The organism is Janthinobacterium rivuli, assembly GCF_009208735.1.
Lineage (GTDB): Bacteria > Pseudomonadota > Gammaproteobacteria > Burkholderiales > Burkholderiaceae_D > Janthinobacterium.
Map to the genome: position 1 here is coordinate 61,787 of NZ_WFLJ01000011.1, position 17,905 is coordinate 79,691.

Annotated in this window: 17 protein-coding genes; 6 read left to right on the forward strand and 11 right to left on the reverse strand. The window is 64.1% G+C overall.

The genetic code is table 11. The features are described 5' to 3' along the window. From GCN78_RS16125 to GCN78_RS16150, 6 genes are read left to right on the forward strand one after another with little or no spacing between them, the layout of a single operon-like run. Positions 1-366, forward strand: a complete 366-nt coding sequence (locus GCN78_RS16125; protein WP_152252601.1) for a FliM/FliN family flagellar motor switch protein — start codon at positions 1-3, stop codon at positions 364-366. Next, the gene (gene fliP, locus GCN78_RS16130; protein WP_152252602.1) at positions 363-1,133 is read left to right on the forward strand and encodes a flagellar type III secretion system pore protein FliP; all 771 of its coding nucleotides are present in this window, start codon (positions 363-365) and stop codon (positions 1,131-1,133) included. Before GCN78_RS16125 ends, fliP begins: the two co-directional genes overlap by 4 nt. A 3-nt stretch (positions 1,134-1,136) precedes the next feature. Further along, positions 1,137-1,409 carry a flagellar biosynthetic protein FliQ gene (locus GCN78_RS16135; protein WP_034757874.1) on the forward strand — a complete coding sequence of 91 codons (273 nt, stop codon included), beginning with the start codon at positions 1,137-1,139 and terminating at the stop codon, positions 1,407-1,409. An 11-nt stretch (positions 1,410-1,420) separates the two neighbouring features. After that, positions 1,421-2,221, forward strand: coding sequence for a flagellar biosynthetic protein FliR (locus GCN78_RS16140; protein ID WP_152252603.1), 801 nt, complete (start codon positions 1,421-1,423; stop codon positions 2,219-2,221). Beyond that, positions 2,211-3,350, forward strand: a complete 1,140-nt coding sequence (gene flhB, locus GCN78_RS16145; RefSeq protein ID WP_152252604.1) for a flagellar type III secretion system protein FlhB — start codon at positions 2,211-2,213, stop codon at positions 3,348-3,350. Before GCN78_RS16140 ends, flhB begins: the two co-directional genes overlap by 11 nt. After that, the gene (locus GCN78_RS16150) at positions 3,347-5,434 is read left to right on the forward strand and encodes a flagellar biosynthesis protein FlhA (protein WP_152252605.1); all 2,088 of its coding nucleotides are present in this window, start codon (positions 3,347-3,349) and stop codon (positions 5,432-5,434) included. Before flhB ends, GCN78_RS16150 begins: the two co-directional genes overlap by 4 nt. Before the next feature lie 81 nt (positions 5,435-5,515). Here GCN78_RS16150 and GCN78_RS16155 read toward each other — a convergent pair whose 3' ends face one another. The 11 genes from GCN78_RS16155 to GCN78_RS16205 form a co-directional block, all read right to left on the reverse strand. After that, positions 5,516-6,616: a hypothetical protein gene (locus GCN78_RS16155; protein ID WP_193316758.1), complete on the reverse strand. Its 1,101-nt coding sequence runs from the start codon at positions 6,614-6,616 to the stop codon at positions 5,516-5,518. Between the two features lie 40 nt (positions 6,617-6,656). Next, a complete protein-coding gene (locus tag GCN78_RS16160; protein ID WP_152252606.1) occupies positions 6,657-7,511 on the reverse strand; it encodes a flagellin N-terminal helical domain-containing protein in 855 nt (284 codons plus the stop codon). A gap of 191 nt (positions 7,512-7,702) precedes the next feature. Next, a complete protein-coding gene (locus GCN78_RS16165; RefSeq protein WP_152252607.1) occupies positions 7,703-8,554 on the reverse strand; it encodes a flagellin N-terminal helical domain-containing protein in 852 nt (283 codons plus the stop codon). A gap of 164 nt (positions 8,555-8,718) precedes the next feature. Then, positions 8,719-9,738: an aromatic ring-hydroxylating oxygenase subunit alpha gene (locus GCN78_RS16170; RefSeq protein ID WP_152252608.1), complete on the reverse strand. Its 1,020-nt coding sequence runs from the start codon at positions 9,736-9,738 to the stop codon at positions 8,719-8,721. Then, a complete protein-coding gene (locus tag GCN78_RS16175) occupies positions 9,735-10,367 on the reverse strand; it encodes a NeuD/PglB/VioB family sugar acetyltransferase (RefSeq protein WP_152252609.1) in 633 nt (210 codons plus the stop codon). Before GCN78_RS16175 ends, GCN78_RS16170 begins: the two co-directional genes overlap by 4 nt. An 8-nt stretch (positions 10,368-10,375) precedes the next feature. Continuing rightward, positions 10,376-11,131, reverse strand: coding sequence for an SDR family NAD(P)-dependent oxidoreductase (locus tag GCN78_RS16180; protein WP_413465215.1), 756 nt, complete (start codon positions 11,129-11,131; stop codon positions 10,376-10,378). Positions 11,132-11,137: 6 nt separating this feature from the next. Further along, a complete protein-coding gene (locus tag GCN78_RS16185) occupies positions 11,138-12,193 on the reverse strand; it encodes a ketoacyl-ACP synthase III (protein WP_152252611.1) in 1,056 nt (351 codons plus the stop codon). Positions 12,194-12,195: 2 nt separating this feature from the next. Then, positions 12,196-12,414 carry an acyl carrier protein gene (locus GCN78_RS16190; RefSeq protein WP_121669196.1) on the reverse strand — a complete coding sequence of 73 codons (219 nt, stop codon included), beginning with the start codon at positions 12,412-12,414 and terminating at the stop codon, positions 12,196-12,198. 44 nt (positions 12,415-12,458) lie between these two features. Continuing rightward, positions 12,459-13,475 carry a ketoacyl-ACP synthase III gene (locus tag GCN78_RS16195; RefSeq protein ID WP_152252612.1) on the reverse strand — a complete coding sequence of 339 codons (1,017 nt, stop codon included), beginning with the start codon at positions 13,473-13,475 and terminating at the stop codon, positions 12,459-12,461. A 43-nt stretch (positions 13,476-13,518) separates the two neighbouring features. After that, positions 13,519-14,634: a DegT/DnrJ/EryC1/StrS aminotransferase family protein gene (locus tag GCN78_RS16200; protein ID WP_152252613.1), complete on the reverse strand. Its 1,116-nt coding sequence runs from the start codon at positions 14,632-14,634 to the stop codon at positions 13,519-13,521. Continuing rightward, positions 14,631-17,843 (reverse strand): tetratricopeptide repeat protein, encoded by a 3,213-nt coding sequence (locus tag GCN78_RS16205; RefSeq protein ID WP_152252614.1) that lies wholly within the window; start codon positions 17,841-17,843, stop codon positions 14,631-14,633. Before GCN78_RS16205 ends, GCN78_RS16200 begins: the two co-directional genes overlap by 4 nt. Positions 17,844-17,905: the final 62 nt, after the last annotated feature.

The window sequence follows — 17,905 nt, forward strand, 5'->3', positions numbered from 1 at the left end:
ATGAATATGACCGATACCAACCAGAGCGAAACCCTGCTGGAAGACCTGGGTGATGACATGATCATCGACCAGGGCGACGTGTCCGAAGTGGCCAGCGGCCGCGCGCGGCGCGACATTCCGCAGATGATGCGCAAGATTCCCGTCACCCTGACCCTGGAAGTGGGCTCGGCCCGCATTTCGCTGGAAGAGTTGATGGCCATCGGCCCGGAAAGCGTGATCGAACTCGACATGCTGGCCGGCGAACCGTTGGTGATCAAGGTCAACGGCACGCCGATCGGCCGTGCCGAAGTGGTGGTGGCCGGCGAGAACTATGGCCTGAAAGTCATCGACCTCGACGGCCTCAATCTCGACCTGATGACAGCATGAAGCTGGCGGTACCCGGTTTGAGCCGGCGCCGCGGCGCGTTGGCCGCCGCGCTGGCTGTTCCCGTTCTGATGCTGTGCTGCAACGCCGCTGGCGCGCAGGACTTGCTGGCCGGCGTGGTGCCGGGCGCGAAGACCGACCTGTCGGTCAAGATGCAGATCCTGGTCGTCATGACGCTGCTCGGGCTGCTGCCCGTGATGGTCATGATGATGACCAGCTTTACCCGCTTCGTCATCGTGCTGTCCCTGCTGCGCCAGGCCCTGGGCCTGCAGCAGGGCTTGCCCAACCGTATCGTCACGGGCATCGCCCTGATTCTCACCTTGCTGGTCATGCGTCCCATCGGCGACCAGGTGTGGAAGGAAGCGTTCGTGCCTTACGACCGCGACCAGATCGGCATGCAGGAAGCGCTGAAGATCGCCGAAGTGCCGATTTCGCGCTTCATGCTGGCGCAGACGAGCAAGGCCGCGCTGGCGCAGATCGCGCACCTGGCCGGCGAGCCGTCGAGCATGCGCCCGCAAGACCACAGTTTCACGGTCAAGCTGGCCGCGTTTGTCTTGTCCGAACTCAAGACGGCGTTCCAGATCGGCTGCATGCTGTTCATCCCCTTCCTCATCATCGACCTGGTGGTGGCGTCCGTGCTGATGGCCATGGGCATGATGATGCTGTCGCCGCTCGTCATCTCGCTGCCGTTCAAGCTGCTGCTGTTCGTGCTGGTCGATGGCTGGACCCTGACCGTCAACACTTTAGTTACCAGCATACAGGGCTATTGACCGATGTTTACCCCTGAAGTCGCCGTCGACCTGATCATCGAAGCGCTGCATGTCGTGATGCTGCTGGTGGTGATCCTGGTCGTGCCCGGTTTGCTCATGGGCTTGCTGGTCGCGCTGGTGCAGGCGGCCACCTCGATCAATGAACAGACCATGAGTTTCCTGCCGCGCCTGCTGGTCACCTTGCTGGCCCTGATCCTGGCCGGACGCTGGATGGCCGGTTACCTGATGGATTATTGCGTGTCCATTTTTCAGCGCGCCGCCACCCTGGTCGGATAGCGCCGCGCGCCATGGATCAGATATTCAATCAGGTGCTGCCGTTTCTGCTGGCCGTGTGGTGGCCGTTCTGCCGCATCCTGGCCATGCTCAGCGCCTCGCCCGTGATCGGCGACGCCATGGTGCCCGTTCCCGTGCGGGTGCTGCTGTCGCTGGTGCTGGCGATCCTGATGCTGCCCGTGATGCAGGCGTCGGGCATCTCGCAGGACTTGTTGAAGATCGATCCGTTTTCCCTGCACGCCGCCGTCGCCACCCTGGAGCAGGCCATCATCGGCTTCGTCCTCGGCCTGGCCTTCCACTTCGCCATGTCCGTCATGTCGGTGCTCGGTTACCTGGTGTCGAGCCAGGTGGGCTTCTCCATGGCCGTCATGAACGATCCGCTCAATGGCACCTCGTCGGACGTGATCACGGGGCTGCTGACCATCATGTGCATGATCGTGTTTTTCGCCATCGACGGCCACCTCGTGCTGACGGGCGTGATCGGCGCCAGTTTCACGGCCTGGCCCGTAGGGCAGGGCTACGGGCCGATGCTGCTGCAGACGGTGGCGTATAACGTGGCGTGGATCTTCGCCGCCGCCATGCTGCTGGCCTTGCCCATCGTCTTTTCCACCATGGTGGTGCAGCTGGGCTTTGGCTTCCTGAACCGCGTGGCGCCGTCGCTGAACCTGTTTTCGCTGGGGTTTTCCATGATCACCATGTTCGGCCTCTTGATGCTGATACAGATCGTGCGCTTCATCCCGGAACACTATGTCGCCATGACGAATCGCGTGCTCGACATGATCGCCGAACAAATGCGGGTGGCCCATGGCGGATAGCAGCACGGACGACAAGACAGAAAAGGCGTCACAGCAAAAGCTGAAGAAGTCGCGCCAGGAAGGACAGGTGGTGCGTTCGCGCGACCTGTCGACGGCGCTGGGCATCCTGATCAGCATGAAGGTCTTCATTTACCTGCTGCCCGGTTATCTGGTGAGTTTCCGCGAGCTGTTCGCCATGGCCTTCATGCCGCTCGACAGCAAGGGCGCGCTGGAAAATGCCATGTCGATGGCGTTTACCACCTCGGTGGGCTTGCTGATCAAGATGATCGTGCCGCTGTTCTGCGTGCCCCTGTTCGTCGTGCTCGGCTCCCTGATTCCTGGCGGCTGGGTCATCAGCACGAAGAACTGGATGCCGAAGATGGAGCGCCTGAGCCCGGCGAAGAACCTCGGCCGTCTGTTCGCGCCCAAGCATGGCTTTGAATTCGGCTTGTCCATCGCCAAGGCCGCCGTGCTGGGCATGGTGCTCGTGCATGTGAGCCGCTCCAGCCTGACGCAATACGTGGACTTGCAACACCGCCCGCTGCAGCAAGCCATGCTCGATGGCTCGGCGCTGATGCTCGACGGCCTGATGGCGCTCATTTCCGTCTTCGTCCTGTTTGCCATCATCGACGTGCCGGCGCAGGCGTTTTTCTTTGCCCGCAACCAGCGCATGAGCAAGCAGGATGTCAAGGAAGAGCACAAGAGCAGCGAAGGCCGCCCCGAAGTGCGCCAGCGCATCCGCCAGCTGCAGCAGCAAATCGGCCGGCGCAGCGTGCGCAAGACCGTGCCGGACGCCGACGTGGTGATCGTCAATCCCGAGCATTACGCCGTCGCGCTCAAATATGACCAGGACCGCGCCGAGGCGCCGTTCGTCGTCGCCAAGGGTGTCGACGAGATGGCGCTGTATATCCGCCAAGTGGCGAAGGAACACGATATTGAAACGCTGGAGTTGCCGCCGCTGGCGCGCGCCATCTACAACACCAGCCAGGTACAGCAGCAGATTCCCGTGCAGCTGTACCAGGCCGTGTCGCAGGTGCTCAACTACATACTCCAGCTGAAAGCATTCCGTACTGGGCAGCGTGCCGCCCAGCCCCCATTTCCCACCGAGGTGGTCGTGCCATCTCATTTGAGCGAGGTAGTACCTTCATGAATTTCCTGAACCGCGTGGTTGCTGAAATGCGCCGCCACAAGTTCGCCACGCCGTTGTTCCTGCTGGTGATCCTGGCAATGATCATCCTGCCGCTGCCGCCGGTGCTGCTCGATATCTTGTTCACTTTCAATATCGTGCTGGCACTGATCGTCATTCTCGTCAGCGTCTCGGCCAAGCGGCCGCTCGATTTCTCCGTCTTCCCGACGGTGATCCTGGCCACCACCATGCTCAGGCTGACCCTCAACGTGGCGTCGACGCGCGTGGTGCTGCTGCACGGCCATACGGGCGCGGACGCGGCCGGTAAGGTGATCGAGGCGTTTGGTAACGTCGTGATTGGTGGTAACTTCGTCGTCGGTATCGTCGTCTTCGTGATCTTGATGATCATCAACTTCGCCGTCGTCACCAAGGGCGCCGAGCGTATTTCCGAAGTGTCCGCGCGCTTTACCCTCGATGCCTTGCCGGGCAAGCAGATGGCGATCGACGCCGACCTGAATGCCGGCCTGATCAACCAGGAAAAAGCCCAGATCCGCCGCAAGGACGTGGCCGCCGAAGCGGATTTCTACGGCGCCATGGATGGCGCCTCGAAGTTCGTGCGCGGCGATGCCGTCGCCAGTATCCTGATCCTGATCATCAATATGGTCGGCGGCGTGGCCATCGGCTCGCTGATGCACGACCTGTCGTTCGGCGACGCCTTCCGCCAGTATGCGTTGCTGACCATCGGTGATGGCCTGGTGGCGCAGATTCCGGCGCTGCTGCTGTCGGCCGCGGCCGCCATCCTGGTCACCCGCATCAGCGATTCGGGCGACTTCGAACAGCAGGTGGCAGGCCAGGTGCTGACCTCGCCAACGGTGATCTACAGCGCGGCCGGCATGATGGTGGCGCTGGCCTTGATTCCGGGCATGCCGTGGTTCATGTTCATGACCTTTGCGGCCGTGCTGGCCTTCGTGGCCTGGCGCCTGACCAAGCGCGTGAAAGGGCCCGACGCGGCCGGCATGGCGGCCATCGAGGCGGCCTTGCGCGACGAACGCCCGGCCGAGCTGGAATGGCAGCAACTGCCCGCCGTGCAGCCGCTGATGGTGATGCTCGGCTACAAGCTGGTCGGCATGGTGGACAAAACCCAGGGTGAACCTTTGACCAAGCGCGTCAAGGGCGTGCGCCAGAGCCTGTCCGAGGCGATGGGCTTGCTGCTGCCGAATATCGGCGTGCGCGACGACCTGGCTCTGAAGCCGTCGCAGTACGCGATCGTGCTGTCGGGCACCGTGGTGGCGCAGGCGGAGGTGCAGGCCGACCGGCTGATGGCGATCCCGTCGCCGAACGTGTATGGCCAGTTGGACGGCATTCCCGGCATCGAACCGGCCTACGGCATGCCCGTCACGTGGATCGAGCCAAGCGAGAAGGCGCATGCGCTGGGTCTCGGCTACCAGGTCATCGAGGCGCCCAGCGTGATCGCCACGCACTTGTCGAAAATGGTGCGCGAATACCTGCCGGAGCTGTTTCGCCACGAAGACGTCTCGAACCTGATGGAGCGCCTGACGGCCCTGTCGCCGAAGCTGGCCGGCGCGCTGGACAAGGCGCTGACGCACACGCAGATGCTGCGCGTGTTCCGTGTCTTGTTGGCGGAAAATGTATCGCTTAAGGATATCGTGCCCATCGCCACCACCTTGCTCGACAGCTCGGAAACGACCAAGGACCCGATCCTGCTGGCGGCCGAAGTGCGCTGTGCGCTGCGGCGCCAGATCGTCAGCGGCCTGTTTGGCCAGAAGATGGAGATGCAGGCATTCAACCTGGGTGGCGAGCTGGAAAACATGCTGCTCGGTTCGCTGAACCAGGCGCGCCAGGCGGGCAAGGTGACCCTGGATAATTACCCGATCGACCCGCACCTGCTGTCGCAGCTGCAGGTGAACATGCCGGTGGCGCGCGAGCAGATGAAGCAGCAGGCCACGCCGCCGCTGCTGCTGGTGCTGCCGCAGATCCGTCCGTTGCTGGCCCGCTATGCGCGCCTGTTCGCGCCGGGCCTGCACGTGCTGTCATACAACGAAATCCCGGAAAACCGCGAAGTGAGCATCATCGGCACGGTGGGGTAAGCGGTGGACTAAAAAGAAAAACGGCGCCGCGGGCGCCGTTTTTTTTTGTTGCCTCAATCCTGTTGTATTAGTCCTGTTGTATCAATCCTGCTCGTCGATGGGCGGCAGCAGGTCGTGCTCCTGGCCGTCGGCCAGCAGCAGCACGGTGCGGCCTTGCGCCGTGGCTTCTTCGTCGCCATAGTCGTAACCGAGCGGCGCCGCCACTTCCTTCGAGGTGACGACGGTTTCCTCTTCGGCCGCGTCCGCGGGGGGCGCGGGTGCGTCGGGATCGGCCGCCGCTTCCGCTTCCGGCTGCGTCAGCAGCAGCGCCACTTCGGCCATGGCGCGGAACAGGGCCAGCGACAGCGAGGCGGCGCCCGCCTGCATCGGGTAATTGCCGTGCACGCGCTGCGCGTGCAGCTGGCGGTTCAGGCGGCAGCGCACCACGCGCAGGCCGGCGCGCCGCACGGCGGCGGCGATCTCTGGCAGGGCCAGGCGCACATGGCGCAACGCGGCTTCCTCGTCGGCGGCCAGTTCCAGCAGCACGCCGTCACCGGCCGGTTCCATCTGGATCACGACTCGGCCGATGCCGATGATGATCAGCTCGACACGCAGCGCCACCTTGCCGCGCCGCCGGGGCGTGGCCTCGTCTTCCTCGTCGCTGGCCAAGACGCGCAGCAGCAGGCGCTGGCCGCCCCAGCCATACACGGCGAAGCGCCACGCTTCGCTGTCGACCGTCAACGGCGGGCGGGCGCCTTCGCGCAGCAGGGCCGGTTGCTGCTCGGCCATGAACAGGTTGCCCGGCACGTGCTGGCCGCGCGCCTGTTCCTGCAGGGCCGCATATTGCTCGCCATACGTCTTGACCATCACGCGCCACGAGGCGGCCAGCTGCGCCGCGTCGGGCGGCTGCCAGACCAGCTGGCGCGTGAAGAACAGCTGATTGACCTGCATGGCGCTGCTGTCGCGCGGCATGGCGCCACCCGTGCCGTCGGCATTGGGCTTGATGAGGGACGCCAGGCTGTCCTGCCCCTGCTGTTGCAGCTGGGCGGGCAGGGTGCCGGCGTCCGGCGCGGGCGCCATGTAGGGGCCGATGGGCACCAGCGGCTGCACCACGCCCGGTACCATCGGCGTCGCGGGGCTGACGTCGAAGCGCTGGGTAATCAGGGGAACCGGGTTGCCCGATGAAATGCGGTCTATCGCCATGCCACTATGTCCAGATCTGGTTCCATCAAAAAGCCCGCCGTCATGGCTGCAACAGGGAGAGTATCATTTTGTGCATGCTCTGGCTTTGCTTGAGCATGGCCGTGCTCGCTTGCAGCAACATTTGCGCCGACGTCATGTTCGCGCTTTCGGCAGCGTAGTCGACATCCATGATGCGGCCGATGGCGGCCCTGGTGTTGGTGTCCATGTTCGACAGGTTGGTGTGCACGTGGTCCAGGCGGTTGCCGGCGGCGCCCAGGGCCGAACGCACGCCGCCCACATCGTCGATGGCCGCTTCCAGCAGGGCGATGCTGGCATTCGCGTTGCCCGTCAACTCGTTGCCGGTGGCGGGTGCGCCGAAGTTGGCGCTGGCCGCGCCGAGCGAGGCCAGCACGCCGGCCATCTTGCCCGAGACGTCGAACACCATCGTTTCGCTCTGGCTGGCGCCGATCTGGAATGTCATCGACGACGCCAGCGTACCGCCGGCCAGCAGTTTGTTGCCGCCATAGCTGGTGTTTTTCATGACGTTGGCCAGTTCCAGGCCCAGGGCGTCGTATTCGGCCTGCATGGCGACCTTGTCCTTGGCGCCCGACGATGCATCGGCGGCCTGCGTGGCCAGGTCCTTCATGCGGATCAGCATGGTGGTCACTTCGTCGAACGCGCCTTCAGCCGTCTGCAGCATCGAGGTGCTGTTTTGCGTGTTGCGCATGGCGACGGCCATGCCGCTCGCCTGTGCCCGCAGCCGCGTGGCGATTTGCAGGCCGGCGGCGTCATCCATGGCCGAATTGATGCGAAAGCCGGTGGAGAGCCGCGTCATCGAGGTCGACAGCCGCGATTGCGCGCGTGCTGCGGCATTTTGTGCGGCCAGTGCTGCGATATTCGTATGAAGACTGAGCACTCGGCGATTCCTGTGGATGACGGCTGTTGGGTGGGGTTGTCCATCAAACAGGCGACCATGCGTGGCGCATCGTTAAAGATTGCCAGCAAATAGTTACTCTTGCGTGCAAAGGCAAGATATTGCGGACGAAAAAAAACCAGGCCAAGGCCTGGTTTTCAGCGACTGACCGCGAGCGGCCAGGCAGGGACATATTATTGCAGCAGGGACATGACCATCGAGGACATGCTGTTGCTTTGTTTCAACATTGCGGTGCCAGCTTGCAGCAGCATTTGCGACGACGTCATGTTCGAGCTTTCGGTAGCGAAGTCGACGTCCATGATGCGGCCGGTAGCGGCTTTGGTGTTGGTGGCGATGTTGGACAAGTTGGTGTTGACGTGGTCCAGACGGTTTGCAGCAGCACCCAGTGCCGAGCGAACGGTGCCGACGTCGCCGATTGCCGTTTCCAGCAGAGCGATGGTGGCGTTAGCCGCGCCGGTCAGCTCGGAGCCGCCTGCAGTCGCGGCGTAGTTGGCGGTAGCCGACGTCAGCGATGCCACCAGGCTGGTCATTTTGGCGGAAACGTCAAATGCCATCGTTTCGCTTTGGCTTGCGCCGATCTGGAACGTCATCGACGAGGCCAGCGTGCCGCCAACCAGCAGCTTGTTGCCGCCGAAGGTGGTGTTTTTCATCACGTTCGACAGTTCCAGGCCCAGTGCATCGTATTCCGATTGCATGGCGACCTTGTCTTTGGCGCCCGACGAAGCATCGGCTGCCTGGGTTGCCAGATCCTTCATGCGGATCAGCATGTTGGTGACTTCGTCAAACGCGCCTTCAGCCGTTTGCAGCATCGAGGTGCTGTTCTGGGTGTTCGACATTGCAACGGTCATGCCGCTGGTTTGTGCTTTCAGGCGGGTTGCGATTTGCAAGCCAGCTGCGTCATCCATTGCCGAGTTGATGCGGAAGCCGGTGCTCAGGCGCGTCATCGAGGTCGACAGTTGGTTTTGGGTGCGGGTGATCGAATTTTGTGCGGACAGTGCAGCGTTGTTAGTGTGAAGGCTCAGCATGGTGTAACTCCTGGTTTGGTGGGTTCAGTCCGGAGCAACGGTTCTTTGTGCTCTCCCAAGTACAAGACGACCATCCGCATAAGCTTATTAAATGCTTTGTGGAAATTTTTTAAAATTCTTTTTAAAAAAGTTTCACATCGGCCGGCGAGGCCGCCGCTAGCCCCCTAAGACTGTCTTGCCGCCACGAGGCAGGCCCGGAAATGCGCGATCTTTGCCTCGTCGCTGGAAAGGATCTTGAAGCGCGCGCTGTCGGCCGCCTGGACGGCGATGCGTTTGCAGATGGCGTGGTCTTCCTCGAATACCTGGCGATTCATCTGCCCGCTCGATTCGAAAAAGCCCTGCAGCGTAGCGCTGGCGGCGGGCGTGGTTGCGGCCATGAGCAGGCGGCTGGAGAAATGCGTGCGCTGCGCTTGCGTTGACGGAAAGAAATGCTGGAGCGAATACGAATACGAAAACGTCGACGAGAGCATGGTAAACGGGAACAGGTACAGGCTCTGGTAGCCCTCGAACTGGCTGTCGAGCTGGAACAGGCGTTTGACGGAGCGCAGTTTCCTGGCCATGCCGGCGTTGCCCAGGCCCGCTTCCCAGGTCGACGTCCAGTCCGTGAAACGGTTTTCGCCGTCGTCCAGTTGCAGTTGCGCCAGCGATTCCGGGTGCACGAACGGCACGTGCAGCGGTTCGAGCGCATTCTCCAGCGCAACGCGCCAGTCGCACTCATAGTCATAGGCGTTGACATCACCCAGGCCGGCGACGTTGAAGGATATGTTTTCCAAGGTGGCCTGGGTCTCGCCCAGCTGCGCTTCGAGCGGCATGCGCGGCTGTGGCGAGGCGAACAGGAAATCGGCGCACCAGTCCAGCTGCAGCACCTGCAGGCGGGCATTGTCCAGCTCGGCCGGCGCGTAGCGCTCGCGGCAGGGGATGTGCATGGCGCCGGCACGGTAGGCCCAGCCATGGTAGGGACAGGCCAGCGGCGCATTGCCGCGTTTTTCGGTGAAGAAACGCGTGCCGCGGTGCGGACACAGATTGTCGAAGGCGATCAGCTCGCCTTGGTCGTTGTAGACGACCACTTCCTCGCCCAGCCAGTCGAGTTTCAGATAGTCGCCGCTGACCGGCAGTTCGCTGCGGTGGCACAGCAGGTGCCAGAACTGGTCGCGCAGCTGGCGCGTCTCGGAGGTGGTGGTCATAATGTCTTTGCCGGTGGAGTGTAAACGGTGGCGCCGGCGGCCACGCGGCGCATGACGACGGCGCCGGCGCCGACCGTGGCGCCGGCGCCGACGCTCACGCGTGGCAGGATGGATGCGCCCGAGCCGACCATGACGGCCTGGCCCAGATGCACGCCGCCCGTGATGTCGACGTGCGAGCTGAGCGTGCAGCCCTGTTCCAGCACCGCGTCATGGCCAACGCTGGCGTAGCTGTTGATGGTGACATAGTCGCCCAGCTCGCTGCCCGCCGAGACGAGGGCGAACGGGCAGACGACGGCGCCCCGGCCGATGCGGGCCGTGCGCGCGACCACGGCGCTGGGATGGATCAGCGTATGGAAACGGGCACCGCGCGCGGCCAGCGCCAGCGCCACTTCCAGGCGGGCCTTCGGTGCGCCGATGGCCAGCAGCAGCGCCTCGCCGGCCGCCGGCCGGTAGTCGCGGATGCTGCCCAGCACGGGGTACGGGTAGTCGGCGTCGAGCATGGACGCGGGTGGCAGCGTGTCGTCGAGCAAGCCGCCGATGCGGGCCGTGGCCGGGTCGAGGCTGTCTTCCAGCCAGCACAGCAATTCTCGGGCGAAGCGTCCGGCGCCGACGATGAGGATGGTTTGCATGAATACTCCTAACGGGCCAGGTAGCCGCCGTCGACGGCCCAGGTGGCGCCGCTGACCCAGCGCGCCGCCGGCGACAGCAAAAAGGCCGCCGTCTGCGCGATGTCGCTGCTGCGGCCGAAGCCGAGCGGATGGCGCTCCGCGTAGGCGCGCATGGCCTCGTCCGGCAAGCCGCGGCTCAGGCGCGCGTGCATTTCCGTTTCGACGGCGCCGGCGGCAATGCTGTTGACGCGTATGCCGCGCGGCGCCAGTTCCACGGCGAGGGCGCGCACCAGGCCGTCGATGGCGGCCTTGGCCGCCGAATACACGCTCATGCCGGACTGGCCGCTCTGGCCCGCCACGGACGACATGAAGAGCAGGGCCGCACCATCGCTGAGCACGCCGCGCAGGGCGGCGCCGCGCGCCAGCGCCAGCGCCGTCTTGACGCTGGAGGCGAAGACGTCATCAAACTGCTGGGCCTTGGATAATTTGACCGGGCGCAATAACTCGATGCCGGCCGCATGGAAGATGCCGCTCAGTGGCGCCTCAAGCGTGGCTTGTCTGAGGAAGTCGACGATGTGGTCGCCGCCGTCGAGTTCGAGCACTTCGGCCCGGTGGCCGCTGCCCTCGAGGGCCTGCAGGGTTTGCTCCAGGCGAGCCAGGTCGCGTCCGCTGATCAGCAGTTGCGCGCCGCAGCGCGCCAGCAGCAGGGCCGTGTCGCGGCCGATGCCGGACGAGGCACCGGTGACGAGAATGCGCTGGCCGGCCAGCATGTCGGGTTGAAAGATCATGGTTCAGACTTCGATAAGGCGGTTGACGGTCAGCGATTGCAGGCCCAGCACGGCCGCCGACCAGGAGTAGCCGACGCCAAAGCCGAACATGGCGATGGTCTGGCCCTGTGCCGCCGCCCCCAGGCTGTCGGCGATCAGCAGGGGGATGGAGGCGCTGGACGTGTTGCCATAGCGGTCCATGTTGATCGGTGCGCGCCCGGCTGGCAATTTGGTTTTTTTGATAATGTGCTTGAGCATGAAGGTATTTGCCTGATGAAACAGGAAGGCATCGATTTCGTCGCTCGTGCGGTTTGCCAGGCGTAGCAGGTCCGCCACCAGCGGCGGAATGCTCTTCAGCGTGAAATTGAAGATTTCGCCGCCGTCCATGTACAGCTTGGCGGGATCGCGCTGCGCCAGGCGCGCATCGTCGCCGGCGTAGGGCCGGCAGGCGCTGGCGGCCATCATCAGGTGCCGTTCGCCGCCGCCGTCGCTGCCGACGATGAAATGGGCGGGCGCCGCTGCCGCATCGAATTCCAGCGCCGTGGCCGTGCCGGCGTCGCCAAACAGCAGCGCGGTGGCGCGGTCGGTCTCATCGACCGTCTTGCTGATGGTGTCGCCCACCAGCAGCAGGATGCGGCACATGGATAGGCCGTCGAGCATCTTCGCCGCCAGCCACAGGCCATACGCGTAGGCCGAGCAGCCGAGGTTGATGTCGAAGGCGGCGCAGGCCTTGTGCAGTCCCATCCTTCCATGCAGGGCGCAGGCCGTGGCCGGCAGCACGTAATCGGGAGTTTGCGAGATGAAGATCAGGGCGTCGATGCTGTCGCGTTCCCAGCCCAGGTCGTCGAGCAGGGTTTGCGCGGCCGCCTGGCACAGGTCGGCCGTCGTTTGGCCATCGGCGGCGCGGCGGCGCGACTGCACGCCGATCATCTTGCTCACGTCGGCCACCGCCTCGGCGCCGAAGCGCTCGGCCAGATCGGCATTGTGGACTTGCGTGCGCGGCAGCGCGCACACCACGCCGCGCATGGCCAGATGGGCGGTGCTGAAGGGCAGTCCCGATTCCAGGCGCTGGCTGGACATGGTCAGACCTTGACTGCGATCAATGCCAGCACGTCGGCCAGGGTCTCGCAATTGGCCAGGGCCTGGCCTTCGAGCATCTGATCGAACAGCTCATCGGCCAGGGCGATGGTGGAAATGATGGCCAGCGAATCCCAGGCGTAATCGCCCAGTTTCAGGGCCGGCACGACTTTGTCGGCGTCGATTTCCAGGATGTCGGCCATGCCGTTGAAAAATTCTTGCATTGTGTTTCCTTTCAGAGAAGTTCAGTACGCAGACGCGCGGACGCCTACAGGCGCGCCAGCGTGCCGGCCCAGGAATAGCCGACGCCAAAGCCCAGCAGCAGGGCCGTGTCACCCGGCACGATGCGTCCCGAGGCGCGCGCGCGGGCGATGGCGATGGGAATGGTCGAGGAGACGGTATTGCCGACAGTATCGATTTCAATCACAAATTTGTCTTCCGGAATGCGTATTTTGCGGCGCAAGGCGTCAAGCATGAATTTGTTTGCCTGATGGAAGATCACGTGATCGATGTCATCGAGGGTCTTGCCGGCCGTGTCCAGCAGCTCCTGCATTGTACGCGGCACGGCGCCCAAGGTGAACTGGACGATCTGCGCGCCATCCATGAACAGGTCGTCCTGGCTGCGCCAGTTGCCGGACGCATCTTCGATGGGCATGGCGGTGGCCGCGCTGCGGGCCGTGCGCATGCCGCCGGCCGGCACGATCAGGTTGTTCGCGCCGCTGCCATCCGTGCCCAGGACGAAAGGCCCCAGCGCCAGTTCGGGCGCGCCGCCGGCGATCACGCTGGCGGCGGCGCCGTCGCCGAACAGCGTGCGTACGCTGCGGTCGCGTGCGTTGATGTACTTGGAATAGGTGTCTGCCGTCAGCAGCAGCACTTTCTTGCGGATGCCGCTCTCGATCAGGCCCTTGGCCATGGCCAGAGCGTAGACGTAGCCGGAACAGCCGAGGTTGATGTCGAGCGCGCCGCAGGAGGTCGGCAAGCCAAGCCGCTGCTGCAGCACGCAGGCGCTGCTGGGCAGCAGGTAGTCGGGCGCCTGCGTGCACAGGATCAGGAAATCGATGTCGCCGCGCGCGATGTCATGCGTGGCGAACAATTTTTCCGCGGCATGGAAGGCCAGGTCGCTGGCCGTTTCATGTTCTGCGGCGATATGCCGTTGCGCAATGCCCGTCTTGTCGAGGATTTTTTGCGCCGGCCAGTCGATGAACTCCTGTTCCAGCGCGGCATTCGTCAGGATCGCCTGCGGCAGGTGGTAGGCGATCGCGGTAAGGTGGGCGTAGTAGGACATGCGGTGGCCGTTCGGTCTGGGTCAATAGGGAAGGGCGGGGCGTTCAGGCCGGCCCGGCGATCAGGGCGGTGATCGCGTCCACGCTCGACAGCTCGAGGGCCGGGTAGATCGGCAGGCAGATCACCTGGGAAGCGGCCAGGCGCGCGACCGGCAGATTGGCGTGCACGGCGGACGGCATGCCGCGGTACATGGGGAAATCGCTGATGAGTGGGTAGAAATAGCGCCGCGCGTAGATTTCGTGATCGCGCAGCCGCTGGAACAGGGCGTCGCGTGCCAGCGGATACTCGGGTCCGACGAGGATGGGAAAGTAGGCGTGATTGGAAGCTTCGGCATCGGTCGCTTCCAGGCAGGTGATGCCAGAGATGCCGTCCAGGCGCTGGCGGTAGTGGGCGTCGATGCTGCGCCGCTGCTCCCGCGCCCGGTCGATGCCCTTCAGCTGCAGCAGGCCGAAGGCGGCATTGATTTCGCTCATCTTGCCATTGATGCCGGCGGCGACGACCGTGACTTCGTCGACAAAGCCGAAATTTTTCAGATGGTCGATGCGCTGCTTGGTCTTGGCGTCCGGGCAGACGATGGCGCCGCCTTCGAAGGTGTTGAAGATCTTCGTCGCGTGAAAGCTGATCACGGACAGGTCGCCATAGTTCAGCACGCTGGTGCCCTGGTGGCGCACGCCGAAGGCATGGGCGGCGTCATAGATGACTTTGAGATCATAATTGTCGGCTATCTTCTGGATCGCCTCGACATCGCAGGGCTGGCCATAGCAGTGCACGGGCATGATGGCCGTCGTGTGCGGCGTGATGGCCGCCTCGATGCGTGCCGGATCGAGGTTCAGCGTGCGCGCATCGATGTCGGCAAAGACGGGCTTGATGTCATTCCACAGCAGCGAATGGGCCGTGGCCACGAAGGAATACGGTGTCGTGATGACCTCGCCCTTGATGCGCAGGGCTTGCAAGGCTGTCATCAATGCCAGCGTGCCATTGGTAAACAGGCAGATATGCTTGACGCCCAGGTACTCGCACAGCGCCTGTTCCAGTTGCTGGTGGAAGGGGCCGCCGTTGGTGAGTATCTTGTTTTCCCAGATCGACTCCAGGTACGGCAGGAAATCCTGCAAGTCCGGCAGCAGGGGCTGCGTCACGTAGACGGGTTTGTTGCCGCTCATGCCGCTGGATCCTCATGCAGCGCGCCGCCGATCGGCGCATCGAAGCTGACTGGCGGCAAGTCGTCGCACCAGCGCTGCCAAGCCAGGCGCAGGCTGTTGGCCACGCCTTCCGCAATCAGCTGCGGCCGGCCCAGCGCCGTTTGTGCCAGGCGGTGGCGCGTGCTGAAGCGGTAGGCGCCCAGCAGCATGGGATTGGCCGCCATGTATTGCGCTTTGCTCACGAATTCCTCGTCGTCGCGGGCGATGAATTCGTCGAGCTGCACGTGGCGCAGGATGGACGTGCCGGCGCGGCTGGGCGCCGTCGGCCCGGCGATGGTGAGGGTGGGTACGCCCATCCACAAGCCGTGGAAGGTGGTGGTGCCGCCGCCGTACGGCGCCGTGTCGAGGCAGATGTCGACGCGGTGATGCATGGCCAGGAAGTTGGCCATGTTGGCGCGCGGTTCGAAGATCAGCCGCTCGGCGGCGATGCCTTCGTCGGCGAACCAGGCCGTGAGCACGGGGTGCGGTCCCGCCTCGGGCATGGCCGCCAGCAGCATTTTCGCGTCCGGGATGGCGCGCAAGACCTTGGCCCAGCGCGCGATGGTCTGGCGATTCAGCTTGTTGGGGCGGTTGAAGCTGCCGAAGGTCAGGTATTTATTCGTCAGCACGGGCGCCGGCAGGATGCCGTCCGCATTTTCGGATGGCAGGAAGGGCGCGATGGTCGGCAGGAAGATCAGTTTTTCACTGAAATGGCTGGCGAATTCCTCGGGCGGCGAGAAAAAACGGTCGCTCAGGTAGTAATCCATGGACTGCAGGCCCGTCGTGAGCGGATAGCCTATCCAGCTCATCTGGATGGGGGCAGGCTTGCGGGCAAACGCCAGCAGGCAATTCTTGGCCGTGTGCCCGGACAGGTCGATCAGGATGTCGATACCGTCGGCGCGGATGCGCTCGGCCAGCTTTTCCTGGCTCAAGTGGGTTACTGGCAGCCAGTTGGGCAGCAGTTGCGCGATGCGCATGGTGACATTATCGACGCGGCTATTGTTGTAGTACGCATACAGCGAAAACTGCGGCATCGCCACCAGTTCCTCGAGCAGTGGCGTAATGAAATGCGCCACGGCATGGTTGCAGAAGTCGCCCGAGACCAGGCCGATCTTCAACTGGCGCTGCGGGTCGCGCTCGTTCGCGTGCGGCTGCCATTCGGCGCGCAGCGGCGTTTCGTAGCGCTCGCCGAAGCCGAAATGGTCGGCCACCATGGCGGCAGGGTCGTCGGCATGCATGTGCGACAGGCCGAACAGCATGTTGCTGTAGACCTCATCGTACTGCGGATACCTTTCCAGAGCCGTGCGGCATGCCTGGACGGCGTCGTCGGTGCGGCCCATCTCGCTGTAGGTCGCGCATGTATTCAGGTGGGAACCGATGAAGTCGTCCTGGATTTCCAGCGAGCGCGCATAGCTGGCCAGCGCTTCGTCGTAGCGCTTCAGCGAGCGCAGGCAATTTCCCATCGTAAAGTGAACGCGGCTGGAATCGGGCGCGATGTCGCGCGCGCGCTGCAGATACTCCAGTGCCTGTTCCGACTGGCCGCTATCCTCGAACGCCACGCTCAGATTGCAATGGATCAGCGATGAGCGCGGGTCCAGTTCCAGCGCGTGCTGATAGATGCGGATCGCCTCGGGATAATCGCCGGCGTCCTGCGCGGCGATGGCCAGGTCATTGTGCAGGTTGGCGACATCGGGCGCCAGGGTGAGCGCTTGCCGGTAAGCGACTTGCGCTTCCTCAAAGCGGCGCATTTGCTTGAGGCAATGTCCGAGGCAGGTATGTGCCTGCAGCTTGTCTGGCGCCAGTTGTACCGCACGCTGGTGCAGAGCCAGCGCTTCGTCGAGTTCGCCGACCGATTGCAGGCCCAGGCCCAGCTGGGTGTGCGCATCGGCGCTGTCCGGCTGGAGCGCCAGGGCCAGCCGATAGCTGGCGATCGCCGCATCGAATTTGCCCAGGCTCACCAGTACACCGCCCAGGTTGGAGTGGGCCTGGGAATAGTCGGGCTGCACTGCCAGCGCCTGACGATAGGCATCGGCGGCGTCGTCGAGCCGCTGCTGCGACTGCAGGCTGTTGCCCAGGCCATTCCACAGGTCCGCATGGCGCGGCGCCAGCGACAAGGCCGTGCGGTAGCTCTCTTCCGACTGCGCGTACTGCTCCAGATTCTGTAGCGCGGCGCCGAGGTTGCTGTGCGCCATCACCAGCCGGGGTTCGAGCGCCAGCGCGCGGCGATAGCTGTCGGCCGCTTCCTCATTGCGCTCCAGCGCCTGCAGGGCATTGCCCAGGTTGCAGAGCACTTCTGCGTCGCCGGGCATGCTTGCCAGGGCGGCGTTGTAGGCGCCGACGGCACCGTCGAGGTCGCCACGCGCCTTGCGCGTATTGCCCAGGTTAAAGTGCGCCATGCCATAGTCGGGCCGCAGGGCGATCGCCTGCAGGTAGGCTTGCTCGGCCTCGTCCAGCGCACCGAGCGCCTGCAGGGCACCGCCCAGGTTGCTGTGCGCCTCGGCAAAGGCGGGGTTGAACTGCAGCGCTTGCCGATACGCCTGCACGGCTTGCTCGAATTCTCCGCGCGCCTGCCAGGCATTGGCCAGGTTGCAATGGGCTTCCGCGTCATACGGCGTCAGCAGTGCCGTCGTTTGCAAGGCGTCGAGCGCGTCCTTGCCCTGCACTTGCAGGGCCGTGCCCAGCACGCTCCAGGCAAAGTCGGAGGTCGGATAGCGCGCGATCAGCGCATGGGCGCCCTGTTCGAGGTCGGCGTAGCGGCCGGCCTGGTACAGCGCGATGAGCTGCTGGCATTCTTCGGCCGTGGGTGCGGCGGCGATCGCCTCGGCGATGCGCGCGCGCAGTGCCTGCGACTGTGCGTTGTCGAGCCCGCGTCCGATGGCCGTGTCGATGATGTCGAGCGCTTCGTCGCGCTCGCCCGCCTTCAGCAAGCCGTCGGCCAGCGACAGCCAGAACTGGCCTTCGTCCGGATTGACGGACAGGGCCTTGCGCAGGAACGGCAGTCCCGCCTGGAATTGCCCCACCTGGCCGGCGAGCAGGCCCATGTTGTGGTTGGCGATGGCATGGTAGGGCTGAGTCTGCAGGATGGCGACATACAGGTCTTCCGCCTGCTCCAGGCGGCCAGCCTGGTGCTCCCTCAGTGCCAGCTCCAGTTGAGTGTCGAGTTGCGGTTCGGAGGTGGCGTCAGCGTTCATGGGAGGGAGGGAAAATGTACCAGCGGCAATTGTAACTGCTGGCAGAGATGAATAGAAAATTT